The organism is Galbibacter sp. (assembly GCF_035306585.1).
GTDB lineage: Bacteria > Bacteroidota > Bacteroidia > Flavobacteriales > Flavobacteriaceae > Galbibacter.
In genome coordinates this window covers 71,183-88,381 of the sequence record NZ_DATGNU010000010.1, presented here as the reverse complement: position 1 = coordinate 88,381, position 17,199 = coordinate 71,183, and the positions used below count along the sequence as shown (strand labels likewise).

Annotated in this window: 17 protein-coding genes; 6 read left to right on the top strand and 11 right to left on the bottom strand. The window is 39.0% G+C overall.

The window, feature by feature from the left end; all coding sequences use genetic code 11:
• The first annotated feature begins 1 nt into the window (after position 1).
• Genes VKY50_RS01665 through VKY50_RS01655 form a run of 3 tightly spaced genes read left to right on the top strand, consistent with a single transcriptional unit; the run spans position 2 to position 2,702 of the window.
• Positions 2-745, top strand: coding sequence for a rhomboid family intramembrane serine protease (locus VKY50_RS01665; RefSeq protein ID WP_324298189.1), 744 nt, complete (start codon positions 2-4; stop codon positions 743-745).
• Between the two features lie 37 nt (positions 746-782).
• On the top strand, positions 783-1,652 hold the full coding sequence (locus VKY50_RS01660; protein ID WP_324298187.1) for a rhomboid family intramembrane serine protease: 870 nt from the start codon (positions 783-785) through the stop codon (positions 1,650-1,652).
• 33 nt (positions 1,653-1,685) lie between these two features.
• Complete coding sequence (locus VKY50_RS01655) at positions 1,686-2,702, top strand: endonuclease/exonuclease/phosphatase family protein (RefSeq protein WP_324298185.1); 1,017 nt, start codon at positions 1,686-1,688, stop codon at positions 2,700-2,702.
• Here the strand turns inward: VKY50_RS01655 and VKY50_RS01650 are convergent.
• From VKY50_RS01650 to VKY50_RS01615, 8 genes are all read right to left on the bottom strand, one after another.
• Positions 2,691-3,011, bottom strand: coding sequence for a DUF6122 family protein (locus VKY50_RS01650; protein ID WP_324298183.1), 321 nt, complete (start codon positions 3,009-3,011; stop codon positions 2,691-2,693). The two genes, VKY50_RS01655 and VKY50_RS01650, sit on opposite strands and share 12 nt — an antisense overlap.
• On the bottom strand, positions 3,008-3,643 hold the full coding sequence (locus VKY50_RS01645; protein ID WP_324298181.1) for a WbqC family protein: 636 nt from the start codon (positions 3,641-3,643) through the stop codon (positions 3,008-3,010). The genes VKY50_RS01650 and VKY50_RS01645 overlap by 4 nt, the downstream gene beginning before the upstream one ends.
• 20 nt (positions 3,644-3,663) lie before the next feature.
• Positions 3,664-5,223 (bottom strand): signal peptidase I, encoded by a 1,560-nt coding sequence (lepB, locus tag VKY50_RS01640; RefSeq protein WP_324298179.1) that lies wholly within the window; start codon positions 5,221-5,223, stop codon positions 3,664-3,666.
• Positions 5,224-5,321: 98 nt separating this feature from the next.
• Positions 5,322-6,023 (bottom strand): 4-hydroxy-tetrahydrodipicolinate reductase, encoded by a 702-nt coding sequence (gene dapB, locus VKY50_RS01635; protein ID WP_324298177.1) that lies wholly within the window; start codon positions 6,021-6,023, stop codon positions 5,322-5,324.
• 19 nt (positions 6,024-6,042) lie between these two features.
• Positions 6,043-6,804, bottom strand: coding sequence for a DUF5683 domain-containing protein (locus tag VKY50_RS01630; RefSeq protein WP_324298175.1), 762 nt, complete (start codon positions 6,802-6,804; stop codon positions 6,043-6,045).
• Entirely contained in the window at positions 6,804-7,700 is an 897-nt protein-coding gene (locus tag VKY50_RS01625; RefSeq protein WP_324298173.1) for a ParB/RepB/Spo0J family partition protein, read from the bottom strand. The genes VKY50_RS01630 and VKY50_RS01625 overlap by 1 nt, the downstream gene beginning before the upstream one ends.
• Positions 7,701-8,474: a ParA family protein gene (locus VKY50_RS01620; protein ID WP_324298171.1), complete on the bottom strand. Its 774-nt coding sequence runs from the start codon at positions 8,472-8,474 to the stop codon at positions 7,701-7,703.
• Positions 8,475-8,641: 167 nt separating this feature from the next.
• Complete coding sequence (locus tag VKY50_RS01615; RefSeq protein WP_324298169.1) at positions 8,642-9,520, bottom strand: SDR family oxidoreductase; 879 nt, start codon at positions 9,518-9,520, stop codon at positions 8,642-8,644.
• Between the two features lie 196 nt (positions 9,521-9,716).
• Between VKY50_RS01615 and nirK the strand changes: the two genes are divergently transcribed.
• The 3 genes from nirK (at position 9,717) to VKY50_RS01600 (ending at position 12,689) form a co-directional block, all read left to right on the top strand.
• A complete protein-coding gene (gene nirK, locus VKY50_RS01610) occupies positions 9,717-11,147 on the top strand; it encodes a copper-containing nitrite reductase (protein ID WP_324298167.1) in 1,431 nt (476 codons plus the stop codon).
• 114 nt (positions 11,148-11,261) lie between these two features.
• Positions 11,262-12,044: a formylglycine-generating enzyme family protein gene (locus VKY50_RS01605; protein WP_324298229.1), complete on the top strand. Its 783-nt coding sequence runs from the start codon at positions 11,262-11,264 to the stop codon at positions 12,042-12,044.
• Positions 12,045-12,062: 18 nt separating this feature from the next.
• On the top strand, positions 12,063-12,689 hold the full coding sequence (locus VKY50_RS01600) for an SCO family protein (protein ID WP_324298166.1): 627 nt from the start codon (positions 12,063-12,065) through the stop codon (positions 12,687-12,689).
• A gap of 21 nt (positions 12,690-12,710) precedes the next feature.
• On the opposite strand, the gene VKY50_RS01595 is transcribed toward VKY50_RS01600, so the two are convergent.
• The 3 genes from VKY50_RS01595 to VKY50_RS01585 form a co-directional block, all read right to left on the bottom strand.
• Complete coding sequence (locus VKY50_RS01595; protein WP_324298164.1) at positions 12,711-13,934, bottom strand: hypothetical protein; 1,224 nt, start codon at positions 13,932-13,934, stop codon at positions 12,711-12,713.
• A gap of 254 nt (positions 13,935-14,188) precedes the next feature.
• Positions 14,189-14,911: an iron-sulfur cluster repair di-iron protein gene (gene ric / locus VKY50_RS01590; protein ID WP_324298162.1), complete on the bottom strand. Its 723-nt coding sequence runs from the start codon at positions 14,909-14,911 to the stop codon at positions 14,189-14,191.
• Between the two features lie 7 nt (positions 14,912-14,918).
• On the bottom strand, positions 14,919-17,162 hold the full coding sequence (locus VKY50_RS01585; RefSeq protein WP_324298160.1) for a nitric-oxide reductase large subunit: 2,244 nt from the start codon (positions 17,160-17,162) through the stop codon (positions 14,919-14,921).
• Positions 17,163-17,199 lie beyond the last annotated feature (37 nt).

Sequence of the window (17,199 nt, the reverse complement as noted above, 5' to 3'; positions counted from 1 at the left end):
CATGGGAAGAATTACAGAAGCGGTTAAGCATATATTGATTGTCAATGTGCTTTTTTTTATCGCCACACAACTTCTTGGCGATCAAATGTACCAATGGTTTTCACTATGGTTTCCACAGAATGAAAACTTTTATCTCTGGCAAGTTGTAACACATATGTTTATGCACGGAGGTTTTATGCATATTCTATTCAATATGTACGCTTTGTGGGCCTTTGGCACACCAATGGAACAAATGTGGGGCCGAAATAAATTTGTATTCTTTTATTTTTCCGCTGGTTTAGGAGCCGCTTTAATTCATATCTTGGTCAATTATTATCATTTCAATAGTGGATTGCAAGTGTTGTTGGGACATGGTTTTCAACCAGAGGAAATTTATACAGTACTTAATGAGGGCCGGTATATGACTGCCTGGGAATCGATACTAACACCAGATGACTTGGATAATTTCCTTAGTGCCTTTATGACCCCATCGGTGGGTGCTTCAGGAGCTATTTATGGGGTCTTGGTGGCCTTTGGGATGATGTTCCCAAATGCCGAATTGATGTTGCTGTTTTTCCCTGTTCCAGTCAAGGCGAAGTATTTTATTCCAGGGCTAATCGTAGTTGATTTATTTTCTGGACTCTCTGGAACCTCTATTTTCGGACCGGGAATAGCCCATTTTGCGCATTTAGGAGGTGCGCTATTTGGATTTATAATGGTTTGGTATTGGAAACGAAATCAATTTAGAAATAACCGATGGGATTAGTACATTGCATTTAGGATATTTAAATCAATAATTAGGTATGGGTATAAGGGATGAAATAAATTTAAAATTTTCAGTATTAAACATCGCTGAAAAGTTAATTATAATCAATACCGCCGTGTTTATTGTCAATGCCTTGGTGGTGTTTTTATTTCAGTTGCCCATTGATTTTATCATGGGCTGGTTCGAGCTTCCTAAAGGATTTGATGATTTTATCATCCAGCCCTGGTCTTTGATTACCTATTCGTTTTTCCACGGTAGTTTTATGCACCTATTTTGGAATATGATCCTTTTGTTTTTTGTAGGAAGATTTTTTCTAATGGTACACCCTACCAAACGATTCTTGAGCTTGTATATTTTAGGCGCCATGGCAGGAGGGCTGCTGTTTTTGCTGAGTTATAATATTTTTCCAGTCTTCTCTGGGGTGAATTCATCTCTTATAGGTGCTTCAGCTGCGGTGATGGCGGTTATGATTTTTGTCTGTACTAGTATGCCGTATCAAGAAGTAAAGCTGTTTTTTATTTTAAATGTAAAACTTTGGCATATAGGAGCAGTTTTAGTTTTGCTGGATTTAGTGTCATTGCCATTTTCAAATTCAGGCGGCCATCTAGCGCATTTAGGAGGTGCTTTACTCGGTTATGTTTACGCGAAAAAATTGCAAAATGGTGATGATATAGGAAGGGGGATTTACTTTATCATGGAGGGTGTGTCATCGTGGTTTAGCAAATCAAAGAAGGCGCCCATGAGAACTGTTTACAGAAGTAAAAAATCCCAGAGGAGATCAGCTACCTCTGATATTTCTGATCATCAGAAAAAAGTAGATGTTATCCTGGATAAGATTAGCAAAAGTGGGTATGAGAGCTTATCTAAGGAAGAAAAAGACTTTCTATTTAATGCAGGGAAAGATTAATCATCCAAAAAAACTAGAACCTACCAAAATCAGATGAAAAAGTTAAGTTGGGTAAACAAGTTTGTGTTTAGTATCAATATAGTTGCCGCTGTACTCCTGATTTTAGGATATATTTCCCCTTATATATCCGTGAAATCATTTCCTAGAATTTCTATTTATAGCCTTATTACACCCATTCTTATAATTATCAACATAATTTTTATGTTGTACTGGGCTTTGAAGTTTAAAAAGCAGTTTTTGCTGTCATTTCTGATTCTATTACTAGGGTATCCAAAGGTAAGCTCCCTGTATAAATTTTCGGGAAAAGAGGAGGTAGTAAGTACTGGCGCTTTAAAGGTGATGACCTACAATGTACGTGTTTTTGATGTTTATAAATGGATTGGGGGCGATACCGATGTCTTTGACCAGATTAAAGCGCTCATTAAAGAGGAGGCCCCTTCGATCGTATGTTTTCAGGAGTTTTATTTCACTAAAGAGGATAAGTTTGAGGAGTATCCATACCGTTATGTAAACTACAAAACCAAGGAAACAGGTCAGGCGATCTATTCTAAATATCCTATTGTAAATAGAGGGTCCTTGGACTTTCCTAATTCAGGAAACAATGCTATTTTCGCTGATATTGTTAGGGATAACGATACCTTGCGAATTTACAATGTACATTTGCAATCCTTTCACATCGATCCGCTAAGTGAAGAATTGAGCCAAGAAAATTCTTCGCGTTTGGCCAGCCGTATGGGAGCGGTGTTCTCGAAACAGCAAGTTCAAACCGATATTTTTGTCAAACACATAAATAAAAGTCCGTATAAAACCATTACCTGTGGTGATTTAAATAACAATCAGTATTCGGCGATCTACGATCAAATTCGAGGTGATAATGTCGATACCTTTGAAGAGCAGGGGACTGGTACTGGAAAAACCTTCTACTTTAAATACTTTCCTTTGCGCATTGACTTTATTTTCTGTGATCCAAGTATAGAGGTAATCGCGCATAAAAATCGTTATGAAAAGCTCTCAGATCATTATCCAGTGATCGCTCAGTTACAACTGTAAAGACATTAAAAAACAGTCGGTAGTATCGGCTATAAGATGTAATAATAAGGCTAAACCGTAAATTCGAGTCTTCGGATATGTAAATAAGGCCAAGTAAATCACAAAGGCTCCAAAGGTGTGCAGAAAATGAAAGCCCATACTGCAACGATTGGCATCGAATATGGGATCAGCCCATAAATGATCCAGATCGATGACAATTCCAAGCCATAGAATTAACACGGCCTCTTTAAATCGCTTTCGATAGAAAAACCAGGCAATTACAATAGGGACGATAAAGTGAATTCCATAATGGATTAAAAATCGAATCAAGCTATTTGGTTAAGAGTCATGTTTAATAGGTAATTATGCGTATTGGGGCCTTGGTTGAACAAGAGGTCTAGGATGCTTAAATTTGATATAAAACCATGCTTGTCATCAAATACCTGCACATAAGAATCAAAGCAGTATTCCTGTTTAGTTTTTGCTTTTACAAGCGATCGCATGTCTAACTTCGTCTGGTCAGTCAAGAGAAATTCATCCGTAAATTCATAGGTAAAAGGTTCAAGTTGCATGCATTGTGCTATAATTTCCATACTCTCTAAGTTCATCTGAAAAAGAGAATGATGTTCCTTTTTAAAAAACGGTGCCAACTCATCTTCGTAGAATTCAAAATACGGGGAAGTGCGGTAGGCCGTCTCGATGGATTTCCAATGTTGTTTTTTCCAATCAAAGCTATCCTCAATGGTGACCTGCCGGTATTTTTGATGTCCTGTTGTCTTGGTGTGTACTATTGGGACAGTGAGCAATTGCTTTCCATTAGGGCTATAGATATGCGCTCTATTTCTATAGGTTTGTTTTTGATAATTATCCTGAGCCTCCATTACCAATTTCTCCTGATGGTGTGCAATAACAACCCAGTGAGCAATGCTAGGAAAATATGTAGGATGTATCAGTGCCTTCATTTGTATGGAAAAAAATCAGTTTACGATTTAGGATTCTTACGTTTTCTAAATACACTATATCCGTACCAAAGCCCTACTGCTATAAGGAAATAAACCAAGTAGGAGCGTGGTTGGTCGTCGCCACTGACGGTTGTGAAAACGCGTTCCCAACGAATTTTATTCCAAAAAGGGCCACTTGCATTACTATCGAAACTCATCCAGATAAATACGGGTTTACCGACAATGTGATCCTCTGGAACAAAGCCCCAAAAACGGCTGTCCTCTGAGGCATGACGATTGTCACCCATCATCCAGTAGTAATCCTGTTTGAAGGTATAGGTATTGGCTACTTGCCCGTTGATACGTATTAGATCGCCATCTTGTTGGATGGTGTTTCCTTCGTAACGTTCTATGATGCGTTTATACAGTGGAAGAACAGTTGGGTTCAATTCCACGGTTTGACCAGCTTGTGGAATGTATATCGGACCGAATTGGTCTTGATTCCATGGATAATTATTGGGGTCATTTGGAAATACCGTTCCTATTCTGGAGGTTCCTTCCTTCTCAATATTTCTTTGAACTTGAACAACATTCGGGTTGTCTTCTAACTGCGCTGCAGCTTCCTGAGTTAGCGCAGAGAAGAAGTAGACACCTTCTTTAACTTTTCCAAAGCTGCCTGTTACCCCATAGCGCTCATACATATACCTTGGTGTGAGTTCCCCTGTGGTTTGGACATAATAGGAGAATTGTAGTTTCGCGCGTCCTGGTAGCTTGTTTTGTTCTCCATTGATGAAAATGAACCCATCCTTTATCGATAGGGAGTCTCCAGGTAATCCAACACAACGCTTAACGTAATTGGATTTTTTATCGATCGGTTTACGAATTTTGCGATGTGTAATTTTAAAAAATTGCTCTACCGTATCGGTAGGCCAATTAAATACCACAATGTCGTTCCTTTTAATATCTTGGAGACCAGGCATTCTAAAATAAGGCAGTTGTGGCTTGTCAAGATAGGACTTGGTTTTAATCACTGGGATAGTGTCGTGTACCATTGGAAAGGCAACGGTAGTCATCGGTGTTCTGGCGCCGTAGTGAAACTTGCTGACAAATAAGAAGTCGCCCACCAATAATGTTTTCTCCAAAGAGGAGGTTGGAATTACAAATGGTTGCATAAAATAGGTATGAACCAAAGTAGCTGCTATGACGGCAAATAAAATTGAACTAATCCATTCTCCTGTGGCTGTGCGTGGCTTTAAGCTGCGATCCTCTATGTGTTTTACATCCAAAGCGTAGTTTATGTAATAGATGTAGAATCCTAGAGTAAGGACTGCTAGCCAGGTATCTGCCGTGCTATTTCGTCCATAACTGCGAATGGTCTCTACCCAAACTACTGGAAACATGATTAGGTTAATAATCGGGATAAACAATAAAATAACCCACCACCATGGTCGATTGATGATTTTCATCAAGATCACTGCATTGTATACCGGTATTAAGGCTTCCCATGATTTTCTACCAGCTTTTATATATAATTTCCAGGTCCCTGCAAAGTGAATAACTTGTAGCAAAAGGAAGAATATAAACCATTGTGTAATCGTCATAATTTTTGGTTTAGCTTAAAGTAACGTTATTAACTATCTCGGTAAAAGTAAAATTTATTACCTCAAAAGCCTCTCTATGTGTGTCTTAATTGAGGTTTTTAACCCAAGTTTAACACGTCTTTCATAGTGAAGATGCCTGACTTTCCTACGATCCACTCTGCTGCTACAACTGCCCCAAGAGCGAAACCTTCACGACTGTTCGCTGTATGAGTCATTGAAATGCTGTCAATTTCACTTTCATAACTCACCGTATGTGTGCCAGGCACCGCATCAATTCTTTTGGCACGAATTGGAATTTCATTAGCTTTAGGCGCCTCAAGGGTCCATTTTTCTTTATTGGTGTGTTTTATAATACCCTCTGCAAGAGTGATTGCGGTTCCGCTGGGAGCATCTAATTTTTGGGTGTGGTGAATCTCTTCCATGGCAACGCTATACTCGGAGTGGTTGTTCATGATCTTGGCGAGATATTCATTGATTTGAAAAAAGATGTTAACTCCTAGACTATAGTTAGAGGCGTATATAAATGCACCGTTGTTTTTTTCGCATAATGCAACGGCCTCTGGGTATTTGTCTAACCAACCCGTGGTCCCACTAATGACGGGCACGCCATTTTCCAGGCAGCGTTTAATGTTGTTAAAGGCCGCATCAGGAATACTAAAGTCAATTGCGACATCGGCCTTATTAAAATTGATATCTGTACTGTTGATGTCTATTTTGGCAACAATTTCATGACCACGGTTTAGGGCAATCTTTTCAATCATTTTTCCCATTTTCCCATACCCTAGTATTGCTATTCTCATCGGTAATATTTTATAGATTTTAAAAATTCAAACTTAGACTCAGTCCGTAGTTTGGATTGTAATTAAGTTGATTTTGTTCAATATATGGTTTGAAAGATATATTTTCGTTGACATTGAATTGTTTTAAATGTGCATCGACATTGGCATCCACGATATTTAAAACATATAATCCAATGGTAATCAGTAGGGAGAGATCGCGATTTCGTTGATAAAATTCCTGTGCATCCCTTAAGGCGTCATCGCTAACATCTGGATTTCCAGGAGAAATACCATCTCCGTTAATATCGTAGAATTCATCATCGTGAAAGCCTGCTAAACGCCTTTTATAAGCGTCTCGGTAGCGATTGTAATTATTGGTGTTCTCTATGTAAAAATATGCACCAGTTCCGATAGCGCCATAAACTAAAGGAACCTTCCAATAACTTTTATTATAGATTTGCCCTAGACCTGGAAGTATTGCAGAATAAAAAGCAGCCTTTGCAGGTGCTAATGGATCGATATCCACTGGGATTTTGGCGATGCTATCGCGTTTTCGTTGTCTTTTAAGTTGTCTGATTTCTTTTTTAGTCAAGGTGTCACTTGAAACGGTGTCTTGAACCGTAACAAGCTGCAAGGAGTCTTTTGCTTCTTTTTCTAGTTTTTTGAGCTCTCTTTTAGTCAATTCATGGATAGGATCTGTCTCGGCCTGTTGGTTAGAGATTGAATCCGTTTGCTTCTCCTGAGCGAAAACCATGAAATGAAAAAGCGAGAAAAAAAATATGAATAATCCTTTTTTAAGCACTATTTAAGAAGTTTAGTAAGACGTAAAAAATCTTCTTTAGAGTGGAATGGTATAATTAACTTACCTTTTCCGTTCTTTGCTACTTTAACGTCAACTTTTGAAGAAAAGTATTCTGTTAACTCATCGACATTTTCGGAAATATATTCTGGAATTTCTACTGAAGTACTTTTTACATTCTTTTGATCCTTACTCTCTTGGTAAGTACGAACTAACTTTTCAGTGTCGCGAACACTTAGTCGTTGCGAAATTACTTTTTCGTAAATCTCTAACTGGTCTTTTTTGTTCTCTATATTGATCAGTGCTCGTCCATGTCCCATACTGACAAAACCATCCCTCATTCCGGTTTGGATGATGGGGTCTAATTTTAATAGTCGTAAATAATTGGTGATGGTAGATCGCTTTTTACCTACGCGGTCACTTAATTGTTCTTGAGTAATATTGATTTCATCGATAAGTCTTTGATAAGAAAGAGAGATCTCGATAGGATCTAAATCTTGTCGTTGAATGTTCTCCACCAAAGCCATCTCAAGGGACTCTTGGTCATTTGCAATTCTAATATAGGCCGGTATGAGGGTCAGACCTGCTAATTTTGAAGCTCGCAATCTTCGCTCACCAGAGACTAATTGGTATTTGTTGAAATCTAATTTGCGAACTGTTATAGGTTGAATCACCCCTAGCTCACGAATTGAGGTGGAGAGTTCTTGTAATGTTTCTTCATTAAAATTAGTTCTAGGTTGAAATGGGTTTACTTCTATGGAGTCAATTTCCAGTTCCACAATGCTACCCACGACCTTATCAGCATTCTTATCCGAGGCCGATTTAATGTCGTTGTCGGGGTCTTTAAGTAATGCAGATAAACCTCTTCCTAAAGCCTGTTTCTTTGTTGCCTTTGCCATTTACACCGTTTGCTTATTCTTCTTAATTATCTCGTGCGCCAAACTCAAGTAGTTTGTAGCACCTTTACTAGTAGCGTCATAGTTGATGATTGTTTCTCCATAACTCGGCGCCTCACTCAATCGCACATTTCGTTGAATAATGGTTTCAAATACCATTTCGCTAAAGTGTTTTTGAACCTCCTCTACGACTTGATTGGATAGTCTAAGTCTAGAATCGTACATCGTTAGCAGCAAGCCTTCAATGTCTAGATTCGGATTGTGTATTTTTTGTACGCTCTTGATTGTGTTGAGTAATTTACCCAATCCTTCTAATGCAAAATATTCACATTGAATTGGAATGATCACTGAATCAGATGCGGTTAAGGCATTTAATGTCAATAAGCCAAGTGATGGAGCGCAGTCAATCAATATATAATCATACGAATTCCTAAGCTTCTCAATAGCTTTTGCTAACATATATTCCCGCTGATCTTTGTCGACAAGTTCGATTTCAATAGCGACCAAGTCAATATGTGCAGGTACAAGTTCAACGTTTGGGGACTCCGTTTTTAAAATGATTTCTTCGGGGGTTGCCGAATGTTCTAACAATTGATATGTGCCTCCCTCAACCGACTCAACATCAATTCCTAAACCGGAAGTAGCATTTGCCTGAGGATCAGCGTCAATTAGCAATACTTTTTTTTCAAGTACGCCCAAAGATGCCGCTAGATTAACGGAAGTGGTGGTCTTACCGACACCACCTTTTTGATTTGCTACAGCAATTACTTTGCCCATGAGTTAATTCGATTTTAGTAAGGTAATTTTAGTCAGGTAAAAATACGATTATTTGTGAGTTTAGAAAATGAATTTTGTTAACAGTTCGCCAACAAAGTAATTAACAACTACAAATTGGTCTTTATTCACGAAAATAGGGCGGTTTTTTTGTCCTTAATTAGGAAATTTTACTGCTTTTTGGAACGAATCATTGCCTCTAGTTGATCCCACATATCCTCTGGTATGGCTTCTAAAATATTAAACTGACCAGCACCTTTTAACCACTCTCCACCATCTAAGGTGATGACCTCTCCATTGAGGTAGGCAGAAAAGTCGGATACCATGTATGCGGCGAGGTTCGCGAGCTCTTGGTGTTCACCTACTCTTTTTAGTGGTACCTTTTTAGCTAGGTCAAATTTTTCTTTTAAGTCTCCAGGTAATAAACGATCCCAAGCTCCTTTGGTAGGGAAGGGGCCTGGAGCAATAGCATTAAAACGTATGCCGTATTTAGCCCATTCAACAGCTAGACTACGCGTTAGCGCTAATACCCCTGCTTTGGCAGTTGCCGATGGTACGACATAGGCTGAACCCGTCCAAGCATAGGTAGTAACTATATTTAATACGGTGGTATTGGTTTGTTTGCGATCAATCCAATGCTTACCAAAGGCAAGGGTACAGTTTTTTGTTCCCTTTAATACAATATCTATAATAGTGTCAAAGGCATTGGCCGAAAGTCGTTCTGTGGGCGATATAAAATTACCAGCTGCATTGTTAAGAAGAACATCAATCTTTCCAAATTTTGCAATCACCGCCCTATGCATAGCCTCCACTTGATCATAATGTCTGACATCGCAGGAGACCGCAAAGCAGCTCCCACCAGTTTCTTCCTGTAGCTCAGCGGCTGTTTTTTGTAATTTTTCTATATTTCTTGAAGTGATGGCTACCTGAGCTCCTAATTCTAAAAAATAACGTGTCATGGCTTTTCCCAATCCACTTCCGCCGCCAGTAACTACGATTGTTTTACTTTTTAAGGCATCATCACGCAACATTTTTTTATTGTAATCCATCTTTTTTAAGATATTTAACACTAATATAACCTTTTTCCCTTAATCCAAATGTAGTCTAATTTATCAAATTTTGACTTTAAAATCATTTATATGTTATGACTTAAATCATATTTTTTATGTAGGGTTCAGCGTATATTTGCTTCAAATAAGACAAAGTTGTCCTATTTATTAAAATCCTAATTAAATTGTTATTATTATGAGTAATGTCATTAAATATTTAGTTTGTCTGCTACTGGTATTTTCTTGCTCTACTAAGAAGGAAGAAACCGTAGACTTAGAGCACTCTAACGTGGAATTAGAAATGGTAGCAGATCTTACTTCACCGCCTTATGTACCTAAACCCACCGCAAAGCGTAAGGCTAAAAAGTTAATTGTGGATATGGAGATTGTGGAGAAGGAAATGGAACTTTCTGATGGAGTAAAATACGTTTTCTGGACCTTTGGGGGAACCGTCCCTGGAAGTTTTATCCGCGCAAAGGTTGGGGATGAAATCATGTTCACTTTAAAGAATCATCCCGACAACAAGTTGCCACACAACATCGATCTCCACGCTGTGAATGGACCTGGAGGTGGAGCTGAATCTTCCTTTGTAGCACCTGGTTATGAAAAGACATTTTCATTTAAAACCCTGAATCCTGGTTTATTTGTCTACCACTGTGCCACAGCGCCTGTTGGGATGCATATCGCTAACGGAATGTACGGGTTGATTTTAGTGGAACCTGAAGAAGGATTGCCACCAGTGGATAAGGAGTACTATATCATGCAAGGGGATTTCTATACCAAGGGAAAAACTGGTGAAAGAGGACTTCAACCATTCGATATGGAAAAGGCTATGGCTGAAGAGGCAGACTATGTGGTCTTTAATGGAAACACTGGGTCAATGGTTGGTAAAAATGCGATCACAGCTAAAGCTGGTGAGACCGTTCGATTGTATGTCGGAAATGGAGGTCCTAATCTGGTATCGTCTTTCCATGTGATTGGTGAGATTTTCGATAGAGTTCATGTGGAAGGTGGTGATTTGATCAATGAAAATGTTCAAACAACCTTGATTCCCGCTGGAGGTGCTGCTATTGTAGAATTTAAAGTGAATGTACCAGGAAGTTATGTGTTGTTGGATCATTCTGTCTTCCGGGCATTTAACAAAGGAGCCTTAGCACAACTACAAGTCTCTGGGGATGAAAACCTAAAAGTGTTCTCAGGAGAACTACGAGAAGGAATCTATCAGCCGGAAGGAGGTACAATTCAAGAATTACCTTCGAATAATCAGGTCGTTCCACCTCCAGCTGCAATGGATTTAGAGGATCAAATGACCTATGGAAAACAAGTCTACATGACTACCTGTTTCGCTTGTCACCAGGCAGAGGGGCAAGGAATCGAGAATGTGTTCCCTCCATTAGCTGCTTCCGATTACTTAAATGATGATGTGGATCGAAGTATTAAGGTGGTTCTACAAGGATTGCAAGGAGAAATTACTGTAAATGGCGCTACGTATAATAACGTAATGCCTAGTCAGGGACTTACCGATGAAGAAATTGCCAATGTACTGACCTATATTTACCATAGTTGGGATAATTCAAAAGTACGTGTTACTCCAGAGATGGTAGCGAAAATTAGAGCAGGAGAATAGTGATCAATAATATAAAAGGGGCTTTTTTTGGGGTTCATGTGATTCTACTGCCCCTTTTATAAGCTATTTACGTTACATTACTGTTTTATTGGATTGTTCAACACTAAACAAATGATGGTTATGATGGCAGTATTTAAAAAGTATGGTGTTTTAAGAATATGTCTACTGATCACTAGCGCAACCTTAGCCCAGGAAACGACTATGGCGCGTATTGAAACGGGAACGTATATCCCACTTTACGGCAATGATACGGTGGCTGTTCAAGTAGATGCTTTTCTTCTTGATAAGTATCCTGTTAGGTTAAAAGATTACCTTCAATTTGTAAAGAAGAATCCTATGTGGAAACGCTCGAATGTCAAATCAATTTTCGCGGATAATGGGTATTTAAAGAGTTGGGAAAGTGATATAGTGCTAGGAGATGAGCTCAATGAAAACGCGGCAGTTAATTATGTGTCCTGGTTTGCCGCTAAGGCTTATTGTGAATGTCAAGGTAAACGGCTGCCAACCCTAGACGAATGGGAGTATGTAGCAATGGCTGATGCGTTTAAAAAGGATGCAAGAAAGGATGTGAAATACACCGAGGAAATCTTATCCTGGTATGAAACGCCAAACACCGCTCAACGCAGTGTTGGACAAGGGCAACCGAACTATTGGGGCGTCTATGATATGCATGATTTGGTATGGGAATGGACCATGGATTATAATTCTGTGATGCTCTCAGGTGAGTCTCGTCGTGATGTAGATAGTGATCAGAATCTTTTCTGTGGGGCGGCATCCATTGGTGCTACCGATTTGATGAACTATGCTGCCTTTATGCGCTATGCTTTTAGAGGAAGTATTAAGGCGCGCTATGCGGTAAAGAACCTAGGGTTTCGGTGTGCCTCAGATATTAATTAAGTGGTTGAAAATAATATTATGAAGAATCGATATAAAATGATGGTTTTAGTGTTGATGAGTTTACTTGTCTCATGCAACACTGCAACAGATAAAAAAGGACAAAACGATGATCAACCTACCTATGTGGTCAGTAATGATGAGGCGATCTCTGATATGTCTATATACAATTTACCATCACAGTGGACCAACCAAGACGGTGAGGCTGTTAATTTTTTAGATTACCGTGGAAAAGTATTGGTTACTGTAATGATTTACACCTCATGCCAAATAGCCTGTCCACGTTTGGTGGCGGATATGAGAACTATAAAGGAGCGTCTGCCAGAGGATCAATTGGATAAGGTAACAATGCTACTGATCAGTATCGACCCAGAAACAGATACCCCAGAGCGTTTAAAGTCCTTTGCTATTGAAAACCATATGGATCAGGAGCCATGGGTGTTTCTGCGTTCATCCGAGGCAAATACGCGTGAATTCGCAGCGGTGTTAGCGGTTAATTATCGCAGAATTTCACCCATCGATTTCTCGCACTCCAATATTATCAGTGTCTTTAATGATAAAGGAGAACTAGTTTTTCAGCAGGAAGGAATCAACGTAGGTCCAGATGCCATTGTCAAGCAAGTAGAAAAAGCGATTTCTGCTATGTAATAATGTCTCTATTTCTTTAGATTAGGTTGTTTGTGATGCCTTATCAAGGCTGCCCTTTAGTACTGAACTTTGCAGTACACTGATCAGCATTAAAAGGATGCCGAGCACCAATATGGCGCTTCCTATAAATAACCACAAATAATATTGGGGTAATCCGGCACCTAATCTAAGGATATAGATTAATCCTTGAGTGAATAGTAATAGTTCTGTTATTACGATTCCTAAAAGAAATAAATAAGACCCCCAATTAAAACAATATGGGGCGGATATTTTTAGGCTTCGGTAGAAATATGCAAAAAGCAAACTACTGATGATTCCTAGCATAAAAAGGTGAATAAAGCCAATAACTAAATTTCTGTACAGATGTGCCTGTTCTGCAATAAAGGGCACCATTGAAAATACTTGGGTCACGACCTTTATCATAAAACTAAAAATAGCAAATTGGTATAAGTTTTTTGTCAGCGTACTTTTGTTTCTTAGGTAAGTAGAGAGAGGCTGTTTTAGTAACTTAACAAGGTAATATAGCATAATAAGTTGCAATACCACTCCAAGGGCGTTGACCCAATAAAGGATGTCAAAATCCAAATACCAGCTTGCTGGAAAAGCAAAGGTCAGTATGGTGGATACAATCCCAAGAATGTACACTTTACCAGTCAGTGTCCCATTGGGTACCTTTAGTATTTTCAATAGTATGGAAAGCACTGCAAATAAAAACCATCCATTGAATTGAAAATGCAAGAAATATTGAATGGCCAATTGATAAAATGGGGAGGATTTTCCAAGTTGAGAAACCGTTGGCCCTAGACACCAGACTCCTATGGTAGAGAGTATCATAAAGATAAACGCCCAGCGCATGAATTTATTGGCGGGATTTATAGGTTTGATTTCTTTTAAGCAATAATAGGCCAGGAAATAACTGCAGAAGATGTGAAGGGTGGAGAAGCTAATCGATATGGCAGCATATCCTTGAAAAGGGAAACTTAAAAGCATCCCTACAACAGCTAGTTGGGTGACCCAGAATAATCGCTTGTATTTTTTTAAGGAACCTTTGATATACCAACCCACTACAAAACATTGAATGGATAAATAAACCCAACCTAACATAGCGATATGCGAATGCGCATGGGTTAAAAATTTAAAATTAAAACCAGTGGTGGGATAGATATACAAGAACCTAAGAAATAGTCCTAGTGTTGCAGCAATTAGAAAATTACTAAAACACAGACCCATAAATTTCTTTTCCATTACAATGAGATTTCAGGATGATTTACAGTAGCTATAAAGGTATGAAAGTTACCTTTATAGTGGTTCAGTGGCAGCCCAAAAGATTTCTTTTTAGACCAGGAGTTTTTAATTTAAATTAGAAAACCATAAGTGATTCTAGGGTAAAAATAGAATCACTTATGGCAGAACAAACCTTGGAACAAAAACTCAAAACTAATTTGTTCGTTTGAAGCTTCTATTAAATTAGAGCGCTTTTAATGAGGCTTAGATGGGTTTTAAACCACAGCACTTTCTAATTCAATAGCTCTTGGAAACAGAATGTTGTTTTCCAAGTGGATATGTCTGTGAAGGTCTTTTTCAAACTCATCCAACATGGCATAGGTAATTCTATAGGTATTACACGCATCCGCTGGTGGAGTATAATTATTGGATAGTTCACTAATCTTCACAAATCGATCGCCCTCATCCTCGTGCTCTTGCATCATCATTGCAATTGGGTTTTTTACTGTTCCAAATCCTGGAGGAGTCCATGAAGTTCCAGTTTCTTTGGCATTTTCCAATTTTTTGATCTGTGGGAAGAGCATGAGTTCTTCTTTTTTCATATGTGCGGCAAGGTCACTTGCAGTGTATTGAAAATGCTCGTTGATTTCAAAAAGTTCTGGATGAGCCTCTCCATGCACTTTGCAAAGCTTGGCTAGGAATTGCAATAGGATTGGAGTCTTTTCCTCAACGTATCTGTGGTGTGTAGGAACGATATGATCGATGAGCTTTGCCAATGTCCAAGTCTTTGGATCATCCACACCTCTTCCAGCGGTATTTAGCGCTTCTCTTAATTCGGCTTCCAATTTACTGGGATCGATATTCTTCTTCTCACATACATCATTTATAACTCTATTACCTCGGCAGCAAAAATCGATTCCGTGGTTGTAGAATACGGCAGCAGTTCTAAAATTTTCTGCTACAACTTGACCAATGGTTTCATTCATTAAATTTTCCATGACTGTTCTATTTTGAATTTATTTTATTTTTAATAGTTAGATCGAAAACGAAATAACAACAACTAAGAATTCCAACTGCAAATACTACATCCCCAATGGTTCTGAGCCACTTAAGTGTGATCATTGTCGGGTGTTGCATAAGTTCGGAAGACCTCGCATACCACATACCTTTTTCTATACTCTCAACGGCTTGCCAAATTCCAATAGGAAGTAGACTTAAAAGAGCCATAGCGAGTAATCCGATATTTAATGTCCAAAAAGTAATGCCTATCAGACGATCATTCCATTTTACATTTCTGTATAAGCTTCTAAGGACAAAGAGCATTAAACCGATACCTAACATTCCATAGACACCAAATAGGGCCGTGTGTGCATGCAGAGCAGTTGTGTTCAAACCTTGAATGTAATACAACGCAATTGGAGGGTTAATGATGAATCCAAAGACCCCAGCTCCTAGGAAGTTCCAAAATGCCACGGCGATCATAAAATAGATAGGCCATTTATAATCCTTAATCCACTGGGTTGATTTGGTCACTCTATAGTTGTGATAAGCCTCGTATCCAATAAGCGTTAAAGGTACCACCTCTAAAGCGCTAAAGGTCGCACCGAGTGCCATAACAGCGGTTGGAGTTCCACTGAAGTACAAGTGATGGAAGGTTCCAAGAATTCCTCCAGACATAAATACAATCGTTGCAATAAGCACATTTAAGGTTGCAGTTTTGGGTTTTAAGAGACCGAGTCTCACAAATAGGAATGCAATCACTACCGTTGCAAAAACCTCGAAAAATCCTTCTACCCAAAGGTGAACTACCCACCATCTCCAGTATTCTGCAATTGCTAAGTTGGTTTGTCTACCCCACATAAGACCTGCACCGTAGAACAACGCAATAGCACAACAAGAAATAAGGAATAAAATGATAAGGTTCTTTTCGGCTGTTTTTTGTCTAACTATAGCAATAAGTGGCCGAATCATAAGGGCTAACCATATAAATAGGCCCACAAATAAGAACAGCTGCCAGAATCTTCCAAGATCAACATATTCATAACCTTGATGTCCAAACCAAAAATTATCAATTAGATCTAATTTTTGCATGATTCCCATCCATTGACCGATCATGGAACCCACCACAATAACCAAAAGGGAAATAAATAATAAGTTTACCCCTAGGCTTTGATACTTTGGATCTTTTCCAGAGACCGCTGGAGCAATGTAAAGGCCAGTAGCTAGCCAAGCTGTAGCGATCCAGAAAATAGCCAATTGGGTGTGCCATGTTCGCGATACAGAATAGGGCAGGAACTGATCTAGGGGTATGCCGTAAAGGCCGTCACCTTCAACACCGTAGTGTGCAGTGATGATACCTAGTACCATTTGAAGAACCATAAGTAAACAAACCACCCAGAAATAATTTTTAGTAAGTCGCATGGAAGGGGTAATACCCTGCTTTAAAAGCGGATCCCTGGCAGGGGCTAATACTTCCTCTTCTCCACCAGATCTTACGTGATAGAACACCATAATACCGATACAAAGAATAAGCAAAATGATACTCACTCCTGACCATGATAATAATTCAGTGGTTGCCTTGTTGCCTACTAGATCCTCTGCTGGCCAGTTGTGGGTATAACTCACTTGCGAATCTGGACGTTCTGTAACGGTAGCCCAAGTGGCCCAAAAGAAAAAGGCATTGAGTTGCTTTAACTTTTGTGGATCTTTAATGGAGTTCTTTGGGATAGCATAATCGTGGCGGAGCTTTTCAAATTCAGGATCGTCGGTAAAAAGAGAGGAGTAATATTGTGATAATTTTTCTATTGCAAGGACGCGCTCCTTGGAGATGTATATTACCTCACTGGCTGGATCATAGGTGTTTTCTCTAATATATTCTTGAAGTTTTACCTCAAGGGCAGCTTGCTGCGCTGGGTTTGCTTGCTGATAATTCACCTTGTATTGTTCCTGGGCATACTGATCAAGTATCAGTAAAGCCTCACGGTGAAGCCAGTCAGCCGTCCAATCAGGTGCCTGATACGCACCGTGACCCCAAATGGATCCTACTTCTTGTCCTCCTATACTTTGCCATACATTTTGACCATCTAAAATTTCTTTTTCGGTGAATATTACTGTCCCATCTTCTGTCTGAACCGATTTGGGGACAGGGGGCATCTGTTGGTAAATTTCGAAACCGTAGTAACCAAGTACTGCGAAAGAGAGTACCATTACAGCCGAAAATAATATCCATAGTTTTCGTTCTTTGTTCATTGCTTATGTATTATTAATTAGGACAATTATATCCTAT

Excerpts from the sequence above, each read along its gene's own strand:
- VKY50_RS01660 (WP_324298187.1), top strand. The coding sequence starts at position 783 with ATGGGTATAAGGGATGAAATAAATTTAAAATTTTCAGTATTAAACATC.
- VKY50_RS01655 (WP_324298185.1), top strand. The coding sequence starts at position 1,686 with ATGAAAAAGTTAAGTTGGGTAAACAAGTTTGTGTTTAGTATCAATATA.
- VKY50_RS01600 (WP_324298166.1), top strand. The coding sequence starts at position 12,063 with ATGAAGAATCGATATAAAATGATGGTTTTAGTGTTGATGAGTTTACTT.
- VKY50_RS01585 (WP_324298160.1), bottom strand. The coding sequence starts at position 17,162 with ATGAACAAAGAACGAAAACTATGGATATTATTTTCGGCTGTAATGGTA.
- VKY50_RS01605 (WP_324298229.1), top strand. The coding sequence starts at position 11,262 with ATGGTTATGATGGCAGTATTTAAAAAGTATGGTGTTTTAAGAATATGT.
- lepB (WP_324298179.1), bottom strand. The coding sequence starts at position 5,223 with ATGACGATTACACAATGGTTTATATTCTTCCTTTTGCTACAAGTTATT.
- VKY50_RS01645 (WP_324298181.1), bottom strand. The coding sequence starts at position 3,643 with ATGAAGGCACTGATACATCCTACATATTTTCCTAGCATTGCTCACTGG.
- VKY50_RS01595 (WP_324298164.1), bottom strand. The coding sequence starts at position 13,934 with ATGGAAAAGAAATTTATGGGTCTGTGTTTTAGTAATTTTCTAATTGCT.
- VKY50_RS01615 (WP_324298169.1), bottom strand. The coding sequence starts at position 9,520 with ATGGATTACAATAAAAAAATGTTGCGTGATGATGCCTTAAAAAGTAAA.
- ric (WP_324298162.1), bottom strand. The coding sequence starts at position 14,911 with ATGGAAAATTTAATGAATGAAACCATTGGTCAAGTTGTAGCAGAAAAT.
- VKY50_RS01620 (WP_324298171.1), bottom strand. The coding sequence starts at position 8,474 with ATGGGCAAAGTAATTGCTGTAGCAAATCAAAAAGGTGGTGTCGGTAAG.
- VKY50_RS01625 (WP_324298173.1), bottom strand. The coding sequence starts at position 7,700 with ATGGCAAAGGCAACAAAGAAACAGGCTTTAGGAAGAGGTTTATCTGCA.
- nirK (WP_324298167.1), top strand. The coding sequence starts at position 9,717 with ATGAGTAATGTCATTAAATATTTAGTTTGTCTGCTACTGGTATTTTCT.
- dapB (WP_324298177.1), bottom strand. The coding sequence starts at position 6,023 with ATGAGAATAGCAATACTAGGGTATGGGAAAATGGGAAAAATGATTGAA.
- VKY50_RS01665 (WP_324298189.1), top strand. The coding sequence starts at position 2 with ATGGGAAGAATTACAGAAGCGGTTAAGCATATATTGATTGTCAATGTG.